An 18,222-nucleotide genomic window follows, 5' to 3' on the forward strand; every position below is an offset into this window, starting at 1 on the left:
GCCTAGTTTTCAAAGAAATAATATATTTAAACCTTCTAATAAATATCAACAATGGGATTATTTGATGCTATAATGGGTAATGCTTCTGAAGTTTCGTCAGACAAAGTTGCTGTTGAGTTTGCCCCAATTTTAGTAGATGGCGAAGCCGTAGTGAAGTCATTTAAACTAATTCGAGATATGTTTGTTTTTACCAATAAACGCTTGATTTTAGTAGATAAACAGGGTTTGACGGGTTCAAAGGTAGATTTCCATACAATACCATACAAAAGTATTAATCACTTTACCAAGCGTAGCAATGGCTTGTTGGACCTCGATGCCGAATTATTGATTTGGGTAAAAGGAAATGAACACCCAATTGTAAAGGAGTTTAGAAAAGGGGAGAATATCAACGATGTGTATCGGGTACTGAGTACTTATGTGCTATAGATAGTTGTTAGTAAGTTATCTGTTAGGGTTTACAGGATTAGCCAAAATAATGAAATGGAAAATCCTGTAAAGCCTTCAATACTATAATGCCTGATACTCAACAGTAAGATAATAAGCAATCCTGTACCTCTTTAATCCTCTAACTCTTACTTACTAGCTATTTTGTAAATTCTTCTATACGAACCTACCGCTTCACTAAAGAATAACACTACTTAATGAATAATGCTTGGTATAGCAAAACGAGGAGCTATAAAAGTAATATCCCATACGATTGGTGGTATAACGTCGCCAAACGTGTACAAGCGGGCTACCAACTGGTATTTGTAAAAATTGGGCTTCTTGTGCTGTTGCCAAAGTAGCTGATATTTCTTGTTCAACCCCTGAGGCTTCTACATGATACGAAATTCGTAACGACTCCATGATTGATTCTTTGACAAAAGGAGTCATAATAAAACCTGGTAAGTTGATATTAGGCAAATAATAATATTCCAACATAAGGGGCGAAGTATCAATGCTGTGGAGGTTTATGGCCATAATACAGCCTGCTTGTTTTTCTTGTTCTGAGATAGGAAAAAAAAAGGGAGTATCCCATGATTGAATAGAAGGTTTTCCCAGTATTTTGGACTGAAGCAATAATTCATTGCCTACTAAACCCGTTTGAGGGTCTCTAAAAGCCAACATTCCTACCGTTTTGCGACGTAAATTGACAAAACTCCCTTTTCCTTTTTGCTTTCTGATATAACCATCTTTCACCAGCTCGTTCAAGGCTTGTCTTACAGTCATACGGGTAATTTGGTGCAAGTCGGCCAGTTGATTTTCGGAAGGTAATAAATCATCTTGTTGATAAATGCCTGCAATAATTTGGTGACGAAGGCTCTCGTATAGTTGTCGGTATTGTGGTATTTGCATAGTGCTTGTGATATAATCAGCAAGTTAATAATGGATAGATTTATTGCCCAATGTATTGGATTGTGCTATCAAATAATTTTGTAATCAGTAAGATTAAAATTCCAGAATTACCTCCCCAAGTAAAGCTTATTGCCGTATTAAAGAAAGTTAAGAATATATTTGCCAAAATAATACTAACCTACTCACTGTCAGTATTTTGTATTGCTTGAGTAGTGCTTGTGGTTTTGTAATTTTATTTAATAAGGGTAAAATTACAAGAATATCGGTATTTGGATAGAGTTATGAGGTATAAAAACTATAGAACCCTATAAGTAGCAATCGGCTTGTTTGTACTTTTAACAAGTAGAAGGTAATATAAAATACCTGATAGGTTATTTGTTCAAAAACTTAAATATGAATGTACTAAACTATTTAAACATGAAAAAAATACTTATAACTACACTTTGTTTGGTAGGTAGCCTGACTGTTTTGGCTCAAAGAAAGCCGCAAACTGCCGATTGGAAATCACTTTTCAACGGCAAAGATTTAAGTGGTTGGGATATTAAAATTGCTGGTCAGCCACTCAATGACAATTATAAAAATACCTTTGTCGTAGAAAATGGTATACTCAGAATCAAGTATGACGAATACCAAAATTTTGATGGCAAATTTGGACACCTTTATTATAAAAAACCTTATTCTTATTACAAACTTCGTTTTCAGTACCGTTTTGTAGGTAAGCAGACACCAGGCGGAGCTGTCTGGAACGAACGAAACAGCGGGGTAATGTTACACTCGCAATCGGCTCAAAGCCTATCTTTTGGGCAGGACTTCCCTGTCTCGTTAGAATTACAGCTACTAGGGGGGCTCAATAAAGGTGAAAGGCATACAGGCAATTTGTGTACTCCAGGCACACAAGTATATCAAAAAGGGGGCTTGCTGCTCGACCACTGCAACGATTCTAATTCAAAAACCTATCATGGCGATCAGTGGGTTCAGGCCGAAGCCATTGTATTAGGCGATTCTATTATTCATCATGTAATTGAAGGCGATACTGTACTTACTTATGAGCATCCAGAAATAGGAGGAGGTTTTGTAAGTAAAGACTATGATTTTAAGGCGGCTCATATTGATAACGGCGATGAATGGCTGAAAAAAGATAAAACACCGCTAAAATCGGGATATATTGCATTACAAGCCGAAAGTCATCCAATCGACTTTAGGAATATTGAAATCTTGGATTTGGAAGGTTGTATGAATCCGAAAGCACTAAACTATCGCCCTTATTTTATCAAAAACAATCCTGAGAAATGTATTTTCAAAAAAGTGAAAAAAGCAACTAACTAAATAGCGTGTAGGCAAAGGGTATACAGTGGCGTTCCTACCTGCTCAATGGTTTTTTCTATAATATCCCAAAATGTTGTTTTTGCCATTAATAATGTGTGGGTTGTGTAGTTGCTTGATATTTAATGAAGCGTATGTTGTAACAAACTTGCTAGACTTGCTACAACATACGTTTTGATTTATCTTATTGTTGTTTTTTACTGGTCAAGGCCATTACCAGAAACAGCAGGTATGCTACCGAACAAATCCATAAGCCACAAGCTTCACGAGCCAACTCTTGGTTGATGGTTTTCATACTAATACCCTCACCGTCGGTAAAGAAACCTTCCCAAGCCGACATTTGAAGCCAAGTGTTGAGTCCCGCACAAATCGAGACCAGCAACAGAATAACCAATAATTCAATATTATTTTGTTTGAAAAATGCCTTTAGGGCTGTATAAGCAGGTACTAAATAAATAGGAATCCAAAGCACAGGGTCGGGGTCATTGTACTGCCAGCCTGCAAAAAGTAAAAAAATAGGAACGAATAAAAGAGCGATATATCTCATAGAAATAGTGGATTTGGTGAGTAAATAATAAAACTATAGTTCAGTAAAGAGATAAGAAAGCATACTATATATTGGTATTAGTTATGAGAAGATTTTACTCATAGCAAGTCTAAATATTTGCGATGAGTAAAATATCATCGTACAAACCAAGCTATTATTTACAATAAGCTTCAATGGCTGTTTTGGCATCGGCATATCCCAAGCGATTAGCCATTTTAAGATTCATACAACTTTCGTCAGCTTTGCCTAGTTTTTGTTGGGCTATTCCCATTCCATAAAAAGCCTTAGCAAATTGTGGGTCGATACGCACAGCGGCCGCAAAGTCGGCAATAGCTTCTTCCAACTCGGCACTTTGGTATTTGATATTGCCACGATTGTATAAGGCGTTTGTTTCGTTAGGGTCTAGTGCAATAGCCTTGTCAAAGTCGCTAAGAGCCTCTTCGGGTTTTTGTAGAGCCGCCAAGATAATACCACGTTTTACATACAACTCAGCGGTATCGGGCTGAATCGCAATAGCCTTACTACAGTCTTCAAAAGCCCCTTGCCAGTTGGATTGCTCCATTTTGATAGAAGCCCGATTAAAGAAGGGTTTATAATTGTTGGGGTCAAGCTTAATAGCCTGTTCATAGTCGAGCAAAGCATTGGTATAATCTTTTAATTCAAAATAGGCAGCACCACGCATATTGAAGGCAGCTGCACTTTTGGCATCTTTACCAATCGCCTGATTAAGGTATTCGATAGCCTCTTTGGGTTTATTTTTTTGTAAAGCGGTTTTAGCTTTTTCTAAAAATGCGTCTGCCGAACCCGTACAAGCTGCTACAAAACCTACCAAAACAGGGAAAAACATCGACAAAGCGATTTTTTTAAGAATTTTTTTTTTCATGATAATGCTCTTGTTAATAAACTGTAAATCAAATATTAATGGCAACTTTAGCTATAATTTTATAAAATGTGTCGAGAAATATTTATCAAATTTGGCACTAAGGTTTTGAAAAAACAACAAAACATGCCATCTTTGCACTGGCAAATTACCAGCTCCCTCCGAATCCCCCAGGTCTTGATCGAAGCAAGGGTAGGTTGGTTGAGCGGTGAATTTGCCATTTTTTTTTGACCATACTCCACTAAAATGGCTCAATCTAGCCAACTGTTCTATACTGTTATAGAACTTTTAAATAAATCGTTTGTTTCTCGATAGTATTTTATAATTTTGTATTCAGAATATTTCTGTCCCCCAAATACCTTAGGTAACTGTGCAATATCAGATTTGAGTTTTATGGAATAACCTCAAAACGGCATTTTTACTTACATTGGGTATTATAATAAATCATAATCAAAAAACAGCTATGAAGTTTTTTATTGACACAGCCAATCTCAAAGAAATCCAAGAAGCTCAAGATTTGGGCGTTTTAGATGGCGTAACTACAAACCCTTCGTTAATGGCAAAAGAAGGCATCAGTGGTAAAAACAATGTATTGAAGCATTACAAAGCAATTTGCGAAATTGTAGAAGGCGATGTTTCTGCAGAAGTAATTGCAACTGACTTTGAAGGAATGATTCGTGAAGGGGAAGAATTAGCTGAGCTTGATGACAAAATTGTGGTGAAAATCCCGATGATTAAAGATGGCGTAAAGGCTCTTCGTTATTTCTCTGAAAAAGGTATCAAAACCAACTGTACGTTGATTTTTTCGGCAGGTCAGGCTTTGTTGGCAGCTAAGGCAGGAGCATCGTATGTATCGCCTTTTATTGGTCGTTTAGATGATATTTCATTTGATGGAATCGACCTAATCGAGCAAATTCGTACAATTTATGACAACTACGGTTTCGATACAGAAATCCTTGCGGCTTCGGTTCGTCACCCTATTCATATTATCAAGTGTGCCGAAATCGGTGCTGATGTAATGACGGGCCCATTGTCGGCAATCACAGCATTGTTGAAACACCCATTAACAGACAGTGGACTAGAGAAGTTTTTGGCTGACCATGCTAAAGCTAATTCATAATAGCTAGCATATTCGTAATATTGATAGGTAGGGCAGGAGGTTTTCCTGCCCTATTTGTTTTTTATAGCCCTTGTACTTTGTGTACAATGAGCCTTTTTGTATATTTGAGCCAAAACCTGTAACGCAAATTATCTTAGAATGTTCAACGCTGAGCCCGTAGTATCCTTACAAGAAGCCTTCATTTTCCAAAATGAGCGGATTGTTTTGAATGACGTTAACTTTACCATTAACAAAGGTGAGTTCGTTTTCCTGATTGGTCGTACAGGAAGTGGTAAAAGTTCCTTGCTGAAAACATTGTATGCCGACCTCTGGCTACAACAGGGTACGGCAAAGGTAGCTGGGTATCATATTGAAAAAATGAAGCTCTCAGAACGCCCATTCCTGAGGCGGAAGATTGGGGTGGTTTTTCAAGATTTTCAGCTATTTATGGACAGAAATGTTAACGAAAATTTGATGTGGGTACTCGAAGCTACAGGCTGGACAGACCGTGCCAAAATGAAAACTCGTATTGCTGAGGTATTGATGTTGGTAGGATTGGCTTCGTCGATTGATAAAATGCCACACCAATTATCGGGTGGCGAGCAGCAGCGGGTTGTGATTGCTAGGGCTTTGCTCAATGAACCCCAAATCTTGTTTGCCGATGAACCTACAGGCAACCTCGACCCCGAAGTGTCGGCTCAAATCCTCAAATTGTTTTTGGATATTAACAAAGCTGGAACGGCTATTTTGATGGCTACTCACGATTTTGATATGATTCGCCAGTTTCCTGCTCGTATCCTGAAATGTGAAAATGGATATGTTACCGAACAAAAATCGTCATAAATATGATTTTATCAGAAACAGGAGGCTTCTCTAATATTTAGAACAAACAAGGCGGTCGAAATTAGTTGTTCGACCGCCTTGTTTGATTAATAGGCAATAAATGATTTGTGTGCTTTATATTAAATATCAGAATAACACATCTTTAGCTGCAAAGTATATTCAAAAATAATCATCATTCTCTAAGCTTGGGATAACTCATGTTTTTGTTATTTGTTTTGCAAATGTCTGGTAATCAAAAGGTATTTTGATTTAAAGCCTATTTTATAGGCCATGCAGTTTTTCTATTTTGCCGTTAAATACACAAATGGAATGATACATTCCTCCAATGAAACACCTCCGTGCTGGAAGGTATTTCTGTAATGGCCTACATAATGGTTGTAGTTGTTGGGATAAGCAAAGAAATAATCTTCCATCGTAAATACGTATGTAGTCGATACATTGATTTTGGGTAGAAAGAAACGCTCAGGTTTACGACAAATCAATACGTGGTCGTCGGAATCCCAATTGAGGTTTTTACCTTGTTTGTATCTTAAATTGGTATTTACCGAACGGTCGCCAACAATTTTTACAGGATTTTGTACCCGAATCATACCGTGGTCGGTTGTAATAATCAAACGGCCTTTTTTTTCAGAAATCTTCTTGACTAAATCAAATAAAGGCGAGTGAGTAAACCAGCTTGCCGTAATACTGCGGTAGCCAGATTCGTCAGGGGCTAGTTCCTTAATCATGGCCATATCGGTACGGGCATGAGAAAGCATATCTACAAAGTTGTAAACAATAACATTAAGCTGATTTTGTAAAAGCTTGTTGAAATTATCTACTAAAGATTTCCCTTGGTTGTTATGAATAATCTTATTGTAAGAAACCTTGAAACTTAGGCGACTTTTACGGATTTGTTCCTGTAAAAAGTATTCTTCATTTTGGTTAAATCCTTCTTCATCTTCACTATCGCCAATATCCTGAACCCAATGTTTAGGGTATTGCTTTTCGATTTCGGAAGGCATCATCCCTGCAAAAATAGCATTACGAGCATAAGCCGTGGTGGTTGGCAAAATAGAATAATACGACGATTCTTCTTCAACCGTAAAGTAGTCTTGGATAAGTCCTTCCAAAATTTTCCACTGGTCATAACGGAGGTTGTCAATCAATAAGAAGAAAAGAGGCGAACTTTCGTTTACCAAAGGGAATACCTTTTTACGCATTAATTGGTGTGACATCAGTGGTTTGTCGGCACGAGGGTCGTTGAGCCAATCTTCGTAGTTTTCTTCAATGAATCTCGAAAAGTTAGAATTTGCTTCTGATTTTTGCATATTCAACACTTCGGCCATCGACTTATTTTCGGTACGGTCAATTTCTAATTCCCAGAAAAGAAGTTTTTTATAAATTTCAGCCCATTCTTCATGATTAATACGGTCTTGGTACTGCATGGCTAGCTGACGAAACTCTTGCTGATAAGAGATATTGGTTTTCTCTTCTTCAAGGCGTTTTTTATCTAGTATTTTTTTGACTGAAAGCAGTATCTGGTTGGGATTCAGTGGTTTGATAAGGTAATCGGCAATTTTAGAGCCAATAGCCTCTTCCATGATATGTTCTTCTTCCGACTTCGTAATCATAATTACGGGAAGATTCGGTTTCATTTGTTTAATCTGAGGTAATACTTCTAAACCCGTCATGCCAGGCATATTTTCATCTAAAAATACTACATCAAATTTGCCTTTTTCAACTTCTTCAAGGGCATCAGCCCCTGAATTAACGGGTGTAACATCATAGCCCTTTGCTTCTAAAAACATGATGTAGGGCTTTAATAAGTCTATTTCATCATCGGCCCAAAGTATTTGGTATTGCATATTCTTGTGTTTCTATAGTTTCGTATAAAGATAGTAACGGCAAGTAAAAGAATTTTGTTGCAAGGCCATAAATGTTGAGGGCATAATTAACTTTTTTTAACGTAATTCTAATATCTGTATGCAGAATTGCTTCATTATGACAACTTTACATACAGATATATCCCCAAAGTTAGTAGTTGTACTTATTTACTTTTGAGGGTATCCCACCATCGGTTGTTGGGCAAAGGCTGATTTAATACCACTTTTTGGCCGATTTGTGGGGTTGTATAAATAATGCCAAGCTTTTGAGCGGCCGTAGTAACACGGTCGATAGGTTCGTACCAAGGGTGTAATGCCAACGAAAACTTGCTCCAATGCACAGGCATCAACACTTTGGCGTTGAGTTCTTGGGCTGCCAAAGCTACCTCTTCGGGCATCATGTGTATGTATTTCCAAAAATAATTATATTGACCACATTCCAACAAAACGAAGTCAAAACTGCCAAATTTAGCTCCTATTTCTTTAAAATGGCTATCATAGCCCGAGTCGCCTCCTATGTAAATTTGTTCGCTGGCTGTTTTTAGTACAAAAGACGACCAAAATGCTTGATTGCGTTTAAATCCTCTTCCCGAAAAATGTCGGGCTGGTGTTGCTGTAATCGAAATACTGTCTAGTAGAGTTGTTTGCTCCCACCATTCTAGTTCTGTGATTTGATTGGCAGCGTATCCCCAATATTCTAAGTGCTCGCCAACGCCCAGCGACGTAACTACTTTATGAACCTTTGGCAATAGCTTTTTGATAGTGGGGTAGTCTAAATGGTCATAATGATCGTGGGTAATAATAAGAATATCAATATTGGGTAAATCGTCTACTGAATACTGATTTGAGCCTTCATAGTTTTTGCCAAAAAACGAAACTGGAGAAGCATTACCACTAAATACAGGGTCTACTAAAATATTTTTACCAGCAGTATGTAATAAGTATGATGAATGCCCAAACCAAACAATACTCGTAGAGTCGTTGGGAAGTGATTTGAGGTCGGTTTTAACGAATGGAATAGCTTGATTGGGTTCTTTATCGACTACCTTAGGGAAATACGCCTTTATTAAGTCCCAGTAAGTAATACCTTCGGCCAAATCAGGTGTAAATGATTGGTTGTGAAAAGCACCGTTTTGGTAATGCGACGACTTTTGGATACGTTCTAGTCGCTTGCCAGTTGGGAGTTTTCCAAATTGGGCTTGTTGCATAAACAGATAAACCCCTAGTGCCAAAACTAGGATAATACTAACTAAATAAATCATAACAAGTTTGATTTTATGTATCATGTAAAAGAAAAATAGTTGAAGATAGAATCACTAATATATCTGGGTATTCTGTCGATTTTGGTACTATATTTTGATTGACAAAAATCAACTTTAATCAGTTCCTATAAAATGAAAATATTTTCATTTTAGCGATAGGTGGTTGGTATTATGGATGAACGGATAAAAATAAACATAATTCATCCCGAATTTTATGAATGGTGATTTAGTAAATGAGTGATTATTTTTGAATATGCTTTTCTCCAGTAAAGACGCAATGCATTGCGGCTAAATATGTGCAATGATATTTAACATGCAAAAGGCGTTCGAAATTAGTTTTTCGAACGCCTTTTGCATGAATAGCCCCTACTTTTCTAGCATTTGAGCAACTGATAAGTCTCTTCAATGTTCACTTGACGACCTTATGAATCCCAACAAATACAAATAGGTGGTTTCTTTTAATATTACCCAAAATTCGGGATAACTTATGTTTAAAAATGTACTAAAAGGCCAATACGTGTATGTATCTGCTATTAGCTTTTTATTTTATGCGTCGTAATTGAGGGCAGGAGCGAGCCATCTTTCGGCATCTTCCAACGACATCCCTTTTCTTTGAGCATAATCAACAACTTGGTCTTTGGCAATTTTGCCCAAGCCAAAGTATTTAGCCTGTGGATGAGAAAAATACCATCCCGACACCGAACTTGCAGGGTACATAGCAAAACTTTCGGTAAGCTCTATACCAATTCTTTCGGCTTGTAATAAATCGAACAAAGCTCGTTTTTCGGTATGGTCGGGGCAAGCTGGATACCCTGGAGCAGGACGAATACCTTGATATTCTTCCGAAATCAACTGCTCGTTGGTTAGGGTTTCGTCGTTGGCATATCCCCAATATTCCTTTCTAACTTTTTCGTGCATAAGTTCGGCAAATGCCTCGGCCAAACGGTCGGCAATAGCCTTGAGCATGATAGAGTTATAATCGTCGTGGTCTTTTTCGTATTCTTCCAGTAGTGTTTCGATTCCCAAACCTGCAGTTACGGCAAAAGCTCCAATATAATCTTCTTTACCACTAGCCTCTGGAGCAATAAAGTCGGAAAGACAGATATTGGGCAAATTAGAAGCCTTTTGTCCTTGCTGACGCAAATGGTGTAATACCGTTGGCTTATGATTAATATTGACTAACTCGCCGTTGTCGGCTACGGCAGTATTACCTATTACTCTATAACCTTTTCCTTTCAAAGCACCTTGCCCTGCGGCATTGTATTCATATTCTTCAAAATTGTGAAGAATAATATCATCTTCCTGAGAATTGGCAGGGTAAAAGCCTATTACAGCACGAGCTTTCAAGCTTTTTTCGTTGATAACCTTGGTAAGCATAGCTTGTGCGTCGTTGAATAGCTTACGAGCTTCAGCACCAACTACCTCGTTATCAAATATTTTAGGATATTTCCCTGAAAGTTGCCAAGTAGAAAAGAACGGAGTCCAGTCGATATACTTGGCAATTTCGGCAATATCATAATCTTCAAATACTTTAGTGCCTAAGAATTTAGGCTTTGTAGCATGAAAATCGGCCCAGTCGATTTTACTTTTATTGTCACGAGCTTTTTCGATTGGCACATAGTTTTTATCTCTTTGTCGGCCAGCATGTTCTACTCGTAAGCGAGCATATTCAGTTTTTATTTCTTGAAAAACCTCTTCATGTGTTTGGTCATTTTGCATCAAGCGACCCGCCACAGGTACAGAGCGAGAGGCATCGAGTACGTGAATTACAGGCCCTTTATAGTGCGGGTCAATTTTTACGGCCGTATGAATCCGTGAAGTAGTGGCTCCACCAATGAGCAAAGGCACAGAAAAGCCTTGTCGTTCCATTTCTTTGGCAACACCCACCATTTCGTCGAGCGAAGGCGTAATCAATCCCGAAAGGCCAATAATATCAACATTATGTTCTTTGGCAGCTGCCAAAATTTTATCAGTTGGTACCATTACCCCAAGGTCGATAATTTCGTAGTTATTACAACCCAAAACAACCCCTACAATATTTTTACCAATATCATGAACGTCCCCTTTTACTGTAGCTAACAAAATTTTACCTGCACTAGAGCTTTCACCACCTTCTTTTTCGGCTTCAATATAAGGTAATAAATAAGCAACGGCTTTTTTCATGACACGAGCAGATTTTACTACCTGTGGCAAGAACATTTTACCTTCGCCAAACAAATCACCAACTACATTCATACCGTCCATAAGTGGGCCTTCGATAACATGAAGGGGTTTGGCCGCTTGTTGACGAGCCTCCTCAACATCTTGGTCGATAAATTCAGTAAGTCCTTTAATAAGAGCATGTTCCAGACGCTTATTCACGGGGAGTTCTCGCCAAGCATTATCAATAACTTGTTCTTTACCTTTAGATTTTACGGTTTCGGCAAAAGTTACCAAACGCTCAGTAGCATCTGGGCGACGATTGAGCAATACATCTTCGCAAAGCTCTAGCATGTCTTTTGGAATATCGTCATAAACGCCCAATTGGCTAGCATTTACGATACCCATATCCATACCAGCTTTGATAGCATAGTACAAAAATACCGTGTGCATGGCCTCACGAACAGGTTCGTTGCCACGGAAAGAGAACGAAATATTAGATACCCCACCCGATACCTTGGCATACGGCAGGTTTTCTTTAATCCAACGAGTTGCATTAATAAAATCAACGGCATAATTATTATGCTCTTCAATTCCTGTGGCAACTGTTAAGATATTGGGGTCAAAAATGATGTCTTGTGGAGGGAAGTTAACTTCATTGACCAAAATATTGTAAGCACGCTGGCAAATTTCGATTCTTCTTTCATACGAATCGGCCTGTCCTTGTTCGTCAAATGCCATTACTACGGCTGCTGCACCGTAGCGTTTTACTTTCTCGGCCGATTCTTTAAATTTGGCTTCACCCTCTTTCAAAGAAATAGAGTTAACAATAGATTTACCCTGAACACACTTGAGTCCTGCTTCGATAACCTCCCATTTGGACGAGTCGATCATGATAGGCAAACGGGCAATATCAGGCTCGGCCATCAGTAGGTTCAAGAAGGTTGTCATAGCCTGAACGCCATCAATCATACCTTCGTCCATATTTACATCTATTACTTGAGCCCCTCCGTCTACTTGTTCACGGGCTACAGCAATGGCTGCGTCATAATCGCCTTCACGTACCAAGCGGGCAAATTTCTTTGAGCCTGTTACGTTACAGCGTTCACCTACGTTGACAAAGTTGGTTTCTTTGGTAATTTTAAGAGGCTCTAATCCCGAAAGTTTTTGAATAGGCTCAAGGGTAGGAATAACCCTAGGCTTGTATTTAGCGGCCACTTCGGCAATAGCCTTGATATGGGCAGGAGTGGTACCACAACACCCACCAATAATATTCATAAAACCATTGGTAAGAAAATCCTCGACAATAACGGCCATTTCTTCGGGCGACTGGTCATATTCTCCCATTTCGTTTGGCAAACCAGCATTGGGGTGAGCCGACACAAGGAATGGAGCCTCTTGAGCCAAGGTTTGTACATAAGGACGCATCAAATCGGCACCCAAAGCACAGTTTAGGCCAATTGACAACAATGGCATGTGCGACATTGATGTTAGGAATGCCTCGGTGGTTTGTCCAGAAAGCGTACGGCCCGAAGCATCGGTAATTGTACCCGACACCATCACAGGTAGATATTCTTTTTCAGGATGATTTTTGAAAAACAAATCAATAGCAAATAAGGCTGCTTTGGCATTGAGGGTATCAAAAATAGTTTCTACCAAAAGAGCATCTGCTCCGCCATCAACCAATCCTCTGATTTGTTCGGTATAAGCTTCTACCAGTTCGTCGAAAGTTACAGCACGATACCCAGGATCGTTTACGTCGGGCGAAAGTGATAGTGTTCTGTTGGTAGGGCCAATAGAACCCGTTACATAACGAGGTTTATCTGGATTTTTAGCGGTAAATTCGTCGGCAACTTCCCGAGCAATTTTGGCCGAATAATAATTCAAATCATAAACATATTCTTCCATGTGATAATCGGCCATAGCAATAGACGTTGCCGAGAAGGTATTCGTTTCGGCAATGTCGGCTCCAGCTTCAAAATACTTGGCATGGATTTCTTTAATTACATCGGGACGAGTCAACGATAGCATATCATTGTTTCCCTTTACTTCATAAGGAAAATCTTTGAACTGTTCGCCACGGTAATCTGCATCAGTCAGTTTATATTGCTGTATCAAAGAACCCATTGCACCATCTAGTACAAGGATTCTGCTCTTCAAAATTTCACGGATGTTTGGACGCATCAGTTATTTGGTTATTATGTTTTTCTTGGTATTACCCTTCAATAAAATACAAAAATACATCCATTTTTCAGGATAGGCATACAAATTTACATCCAAAAGATAATATATATATGCTATGCTTAGTAAAATAGATGTATTATCTTGAATATACAATAGAATAGATTATTTATCTAATAATTATTACCTTTGGCTATTAAAACCGAAAAATTAGCTGATATGAAATTAGATACAATTGATAAATCTATTTTACGCAATCTTCAAGAAGACGCTCATTTAACTACCAAAGAACTTTCTAACCGCCTTAATTTGTCGCCAACTCCTGTTTATGAGCGAGTAAGAAGGCTTGAAAAAGAAGGAGTTATTAAGGGCTATGTAGCCTTGGTTGACCGTGAGAAAATCGAAAAAGACCTTATGGTTTTTTGTAATATTCGTTTGAAAGAACACGCCCAAGAAGCAGGGGCAAAGTTTGTAAGAGATATTGTAAAATTAGAGGAGGTAATGGAGTGTTATAATATTTCGGGCGAGTATGATTTTATGCTCAAAATTGTTGTAAAAGATATGCGTGAATACCAGAGTTTTTTGATGAATAAATTGGCATCGCTAGAAAATATCGGGAGTACCCATAGTACGTTTGTGATGAGCGAAATTAAATCTAAAACCGCTTTAGAGATTTGAGTGCTATAGGATAGTGCCGCCTTACCCATATCTAGGATTTTTACAGCCTTTCGTACTGCTCAACTTATCAATGCGAAGTGTTGGGGTGTAAAAGAAAGACACAAAGTGAATAAAGCTTTTGGGCCTCTTCACTTTGTGTCTACTAGGGTATTCTAACGTTTTTTTAGTCGTTTTACCTCTTTTTGTAGTTTCTCGATTTTGTTTTGTTGCTCAATCATATAAAGCGTTAGCTCTTCTATTTTTCTTAACAGAGTAGCCTGATTTTCGGCAATATCTATCCCATTTTTATTGATTTCATCTGCCGATGGAACATCGGGCAAATGGCTATTTTGTTTGATATAGCTATTTACCTCTTTGAGTGAACGAAGTTTGTAATCGGGCGAAAATACATAATCAGCCCAGTTATTGCCACTTTTAGCTGCTACTCTTACTTTTTCGCAAAGAATACCATCGGCTACATATAGTTTGTATCCTGTTGGGGTATTTAATGCTCCTGGCGACGACCCTACGACAATTCCCGATGGAAAAAATACAGGTGAATTATTTTGAGCCTGAGATACAGTGTGAATACTCAATATGAAAAGCAATGCTAATAATAAATTTTTCATGATCATTTGAATAGTTATAGATTGTAAAAAATGTTATGGAAAAATATGTCTATTTGTCGGAATTCTGAACATTTGCTGTTGGGCATCCTCCGATTTGTGCTTTAAAGTCTTGAACACTAGAAAACCCATCCCGAAGTTCAATATATTGGCTACCAGTAAATTGAATGTCGGTGTTTACAGTTGAAATACCTTTGTTTGAAACAACATTATTTCCTCTAAAAGTTTGCTTTTGGTTGTTTGGTAAAGCGGTAGTAAGCGAAACATTGGTATTATTCATCAAAATATTTTGAACACTCGAAACCGTTGAAGAACAGCCATCGGCTGATTCTCGGCAAATTGCCGTAAACGATAAAGCTTGTTGAGCTGTAACAATTCGGCCAGCACCTGCAAGGCCATCCGACCACGTCACTAAGCCTGAAGCACAATTGGTAGCTAACAACAAGATGCTCTCGCCAGGACAAACCGTAATAGGATTTACTAATGGAGGGCGATCAGATATATAGATTTCGGTTGTATTATTGCTGATAAAATATTTTCCTTCTTTAATAATTAACCCAACTCTAATATCTTTCTTTTGTTCGTTTTCAATAGAAGTAGCCTGAGTAAGCGATACTGGAAATGCCACCAAAGTAGGGGCTGGAATATTACTAGTACCAATCGTAAATGACACTGGTATACGTGGGCTACTACAAGCACCCATTACGGTAGCAGTAACATAGTATTTGTAAACACCCGAAGCCGAAACGGTAGGAATATACTCTCGTCCTTGTGCCAAAACTGTAGTAGTAGTTGAATCGGCAAACCAAGTAATAGTAGGTAGCTGACGAATACCCGTTTTGATGGTAATCGAAAAGCCCGAAACACAGAGAGGGTCTGCCCCCACAATATCAGCGGGAAGCAATGTCCAAGTACCTTGTGCATTTTGACCATTGAAAGTACTTAACAACTGTTCGGGTTTGAACGAACCACTTCGAGGTTGATCGCCATTCCGAATGGCAGAGCTATCATCATCAAAAACGGTTGTTATCACGCCAGCATAGCCACCGCCATATCGCCCAGAAGGTACAAGTGTAATAACAGTACCATTTGGAGAACGAAGCTTAAATTGAGCTTCGCTATTGAAAGGCGTGCCGCCACCGTGCGAAAGTCCACACGTATTTTGGTTTCCTTGGTCTTTCTTTTCCCAAGTAACAGATATGGTAATTTTACTAATAACAGTTCCATCAGTTACATTTACAGAAGGGTCATTTCCTGATTTTGCATTATCATCATAACCTATGGTAGGCCCATTGTAAGTAAATGTTCGGAGTAAATCTCCAACGGCAGAATCGCCTTCAGCAATTAATCCTTGTCCGGGGGCAATAGTTTGTCCAAAACAAATTCTTCTTGATGTTACACGTGGGGCTGGGGTACTGTAAGCTACAACATCTACATATATGTTATTTGAGCTAACACTACAATTGCCTTTTGTACCAATAACCTTATAGCTGCCCGAGGTTCTAGTAACATACCTTGCCGAAGAGTTTACGATAGACGATGCCCCTTTGAACCACTGATAGCTCACACCTGTTGTAGATGATGTTACATTCAAAATCACTGAATCACCCGAACAAATGGTAGTTTGCGGCGAAATGGCAGCTAGAGTAACCGTAAAACTAGAAACATTGATCGACAAAGCAGCCGAGGTAATACTACCACACGAGCTTGTAGCCGTAAGTGTATAGCTACCAGTTTCTTTGGCTACCAATCTACTAGCGTTTATCCCGATATTTTGTCCATTCTTTTTCCATTGATAGGTAACTCCCACAATATTAGGAACACTCAAAACCGTAGAATCGCCATTACAAAAGCTTATTCCATTGCTTGATGTAATACTAATAGTACTAGGAAAAACATCAATAACTGTATAATTGGCCGCAAAAGAACAAGTACCTTTAGTACCTAATACTGAATAATTACCTTTAGACGTAGGATTGTAGGTAGCTTGTGTTGCTCCTGGAATATTAACATCATTTTTTTGCCATTGATAATTTACGCCTGTTGTTGTGGCACTAGCAGCTAGTTGTAAGCTTTGCCCAGAGCATATTATTTGGTTGCCAGTAGGTGAAATACTTACGGTAAAATTACCTTCGGGGCATTCAATAGCTCTTTTGGCATTGATTCTACCTGCACCGAGCTTCCCTATTTTACTTGGGTTTTGAGCATCAATATTATCGGCCGAACTTTTCAAGCGAGCTTCTACTTGTGCAGGTGTTAGCAAGGGGTTGTTAGACCAAATGTAAGCTACCAAACTCGCTGTAAGAGGCGATGCCATAGATGTACCACTATAATACTCATAAGTATCGAAAGGAATTGTACTATAAATACTACTTCCCGGTGCCGAAATATCTACCCATGAACCATAGTTTGAAAAGTAGCTTAGTTCTTCGGTACTGGTAGTACTGGCTACTGCAATAACATTATCATAAGCCGACGGGTAGTGTAGGCTTTCTACAGAGTCATTACCTGCCGCTGCTACAAGAATACAACCTCGGGCTGCGGCTTCGTTGATAACCTGCTGTTCGGTCAACGAATAGCCACCACCACCCCAAGACATATTGATAACTTTGGCACCATTGGCAGCAGCCCATGCAATACCCTCATAACCGTAATAAATACCGTTATAGAATTGGTTATCGCCTGTCACTTTTACAGGCATTATCTTGATATGGTTAACTCCCAACGACGCAATTCCTTTGCTGTTGTTGGTGACAGCCCCCACAATCCCCGCAACGTGTGTACCATGACTAAAATTGGTATTAATAGGATTGGTGTTATCATCATTGTCGGCGATGTCTCGGCCTTGTACCATATTGTCAGCTAGGTCGATATGGTTGGTCTGAATAGCATTGTCTACTACAGCTACAACAATATCTACACCACCTCTCGACAAATCCCATGCCTCATAAGCCTTAATAGTATTTAAGTGCCACTGAGAGCTATTAAGAGGGTCGTTGGGAGTATAAATTATTTGATTGTAGGAAACTTTTTCGCAATATTCTACATCCGATGATTTAGCAATTTCTTGCATATAGCTATTGAGCTGAGTAGGATCACCGATTTTTATTCGATATACATTCTGTAAGCTTGATGTCCTATTGTAGTAAAAAGGCCTTATTGCTTCGATATTGACATTATTTGTAACAATCTTACTAAGAAAAGGTAGTTCAGAGGCAACATTTACCGCAGAACTGGTGGCATTTTGAACAAATTTGGCACTGGTGGATTTAATTTTGACATAGACCTCTCCGTCAAGATACTTAGGATTCACTTTCTGGCCGATAGATGTTTGTAACTGTAAAAAAAACATTAGTACAAAACAGAAAGAAATTCTAGGATGTAAAAGTTTAGACATGCTGGAAGTATGATTATTTTAGATGAGGATATAAAGCTAAAATTTATGTTGTTGTAAAACAAATTGTC

General features: G+C 38.6%; 13 protein-coding genes. 5 read left to right on the forward strand and 8 right to left on the reverse strand.

Features of this window, described 5'->3' with window-relative positions; genetic code table 11:
- Positions 1-51 precede the first annotated feature (51 nt).
- The gene (locus tag FLEMA_RS74905; protein ID WP_044173875.1) at positions 52-426 is read left to right on the forward strand and encodes a PH domain-containing protein; all 375 of its coding nucleotides are present in this window, start codon (positions 52-54) and stop codon (positions 424-426) included.
- Between the two features lie 195 nt (positions 427-621).
- Here the strand turns inward: FLEMA_RS74905 and FLEMA_RS0159595 are convergent, their stop codons facing one another.
- The gene (locus tag FLEMA_RS0159595) at positions 622-1,335 is read right to left on the reverse strand and encodes a GntR family transcriptional regulator (protein ID WP_044173877.1); all 714 of its coding nucleotides are present in this window, start codon (positions 1,333-1,335) and stop codon (positions 622-624) included.
- 417 nt (positions 1,336-1,752) lie between these two features.
- Between FLEMA_RS0159595 and FLEMA_RS74910 the strand changes: the two genes are divergently transcribed.
- Positions 1,753-2,661: a 3-keto-disaccharide hydrolase gene (locus FLEMA_RS74910; protein WP_044175291.1), complete on the forward strand. Its 909-nt coding sequence runs from the start codon at positions 1,753-1,755 to the stop codon at positions 2,659-2,661.
- A gap of 181 nt (positions 2,662-2,842) precedes the next feature.
- Here FLEMA_RS74910 and FLEMA_RS74915 read toward each other — a convergent pair whose 3' ends face one another.
- On the reverse strand, positions 2,843-3,205 hold the full coding sequence (locus tag FLEMA_RS74915; RefSeq protein ID WP_044173880.1) for a transmembrane 220 family protein: 363 nt from the start codon (positions 3,203-3,205) through the stop codon (positions 2,843-2,845).
- Between the two features lie 154 nt (positions 3,206-3,359).
- Positions 3,360-4,088 carry a tetratricopeptide repeat protein gene (locus tag FLEMA_RS0159655; RefSeq protein WP_229359527.1) on the reverse strand — a complete coding sequence of 243 codons (729 nt, stop codon included), beginning with the start codon at positions 4,086-4,088 and terminating at the stop codon, positions 3,360-3,362.
- Positions 4,089-4,548: 460 nt separating this feature from the next.
- Here FLEMA_RS0159655 and fsa point away from each other — a divergent pair, with 460 nt between their 5' ends.
- Entirely contained in the window at positions 4,549-5,205 is a 657-nt protein-coding gene (fsa, locus tag FLEMA_RS74920) for a fructose-6-phosphate aldolase (protein ID WP_044175296.1), read from the forward strand.
- Between the two features lie 138 nt (positions 5,206-5,343).
- Positions 5,344-6,027 carry a cell division ATP-binding protein FtsE gene (locus FLEMA_RS74925; RefSeq protein ID WP_044173882.1) on the forward strand — a complete coding sequence of 228 codons (684 nt, stop codon included), beginning with the start codon at positions 5,344-5,346 and terminating at the stop codon, positions 6,025-6,027.
- Positions 6,028-6,308: 281 nt separating this feature from the next.
- On the opposite strand, the gene porX is transcribed toward FLEMA_RS74925, so the two are convergent.
- The 3 genes from porX to metH all read right to left on the reverse strand — a co-directional run bounded on the left by porX (position 6,309) and on the right by metH (position 13,477).
- Positions 6,309-7,874 (reverse strand): T9SS response regulator signal transducer PorX, encoded by a 1,566-nt coding sequence (gene porX / locus FLEMA_RS0159715; protein ID WP_026997448.1) that lies wholly within the window; start codon positions 7,872-7,874, stop codon positions 6,309-6,311.
- A 182-nt stretch (positions 7,875-8,056) separates the two neighbouring features.
- Positions 8,057-9,154: an MBL fold metallo-hydrolase gene (locus FLEMA_RS0159725; protein WP_218918551.1), complete on the reverse strand. Its 1,098-nt coding sequence runs from the start codon at positions 9,152-9,154 to the stop codon at positions 8,057-8,059.
- Positions 9,155-9,700: 546 nt separating this feature from the next.
- A complete protein-coding gene (gene metH / locus FLEMA_RS0159740; RefSeq protein ID WP_044173885.1) occupies positions 9,701-13,477 on the reverse strand; it encodes a methionine synthase in 3,777 nt (1,258 codons plus the stop codon).
- Positions 13,478-13,693: 216 nt separating this feature from the next.
- Here metH and FLEMA_RS74930 point away from each other — a divergent pair, with 216 nt between their 5' ends.
- Entirely contained in the window at positions 13,694-14,152 is a 459-nt protein-coding gene (locus FLEMA_RS74930; protein WP_044175298.1) for an Lrp/AsnC family transcriptional regulator, read from the forward strand.
- A gap of 152 nt (positions 14,153-14,304) precedes the next feature.
- Here FLEMA_RS74930 and FLEMA_RS74935 read toward each other — a convergent pair whose 3' ends face one another.
- Together FLEMA_RS74935 and FLEMA_RS76385 are read right to left on the reverse strand one after the other, a co-directional pair.
- The gene (locus tag FLEMA_RS74935; protein ID WP_052354316.1) at positions 14,305-14,760 is read right to left on the reverse strand and encodes a hypothetical protein; all 456 of its coding nucleotides are present in this window, start codon (positions 14,758-14,760) and stop codon (positions 14,305-14,307) included.
- A 49-nt stretch (positions 14,761-14,809) separates the two neighbouring features.
- Positions 14,810-18,154 (reverse strand): S8 family serine peptidase, encoded by a 3,345-nt coding sequence (locus FLEMA_RS76385; protein ID WP_081681397.1) that lies wholly within the window; start codon positions 18,152-18,154, stop codon positions 14,810-14,812.
- Between the last annotated feature and the right edge of the window lie 68 nt (positions 18,155-18,222).

The organism is Flectobacillus major DSM 103 (assembly GCF_000427405.1).
GTDB lineage: Bacteria > Bacteroidota > Bacteroidia > Cytophagales > Spirosomataceae > Flectobacillus > Flectobacillus major.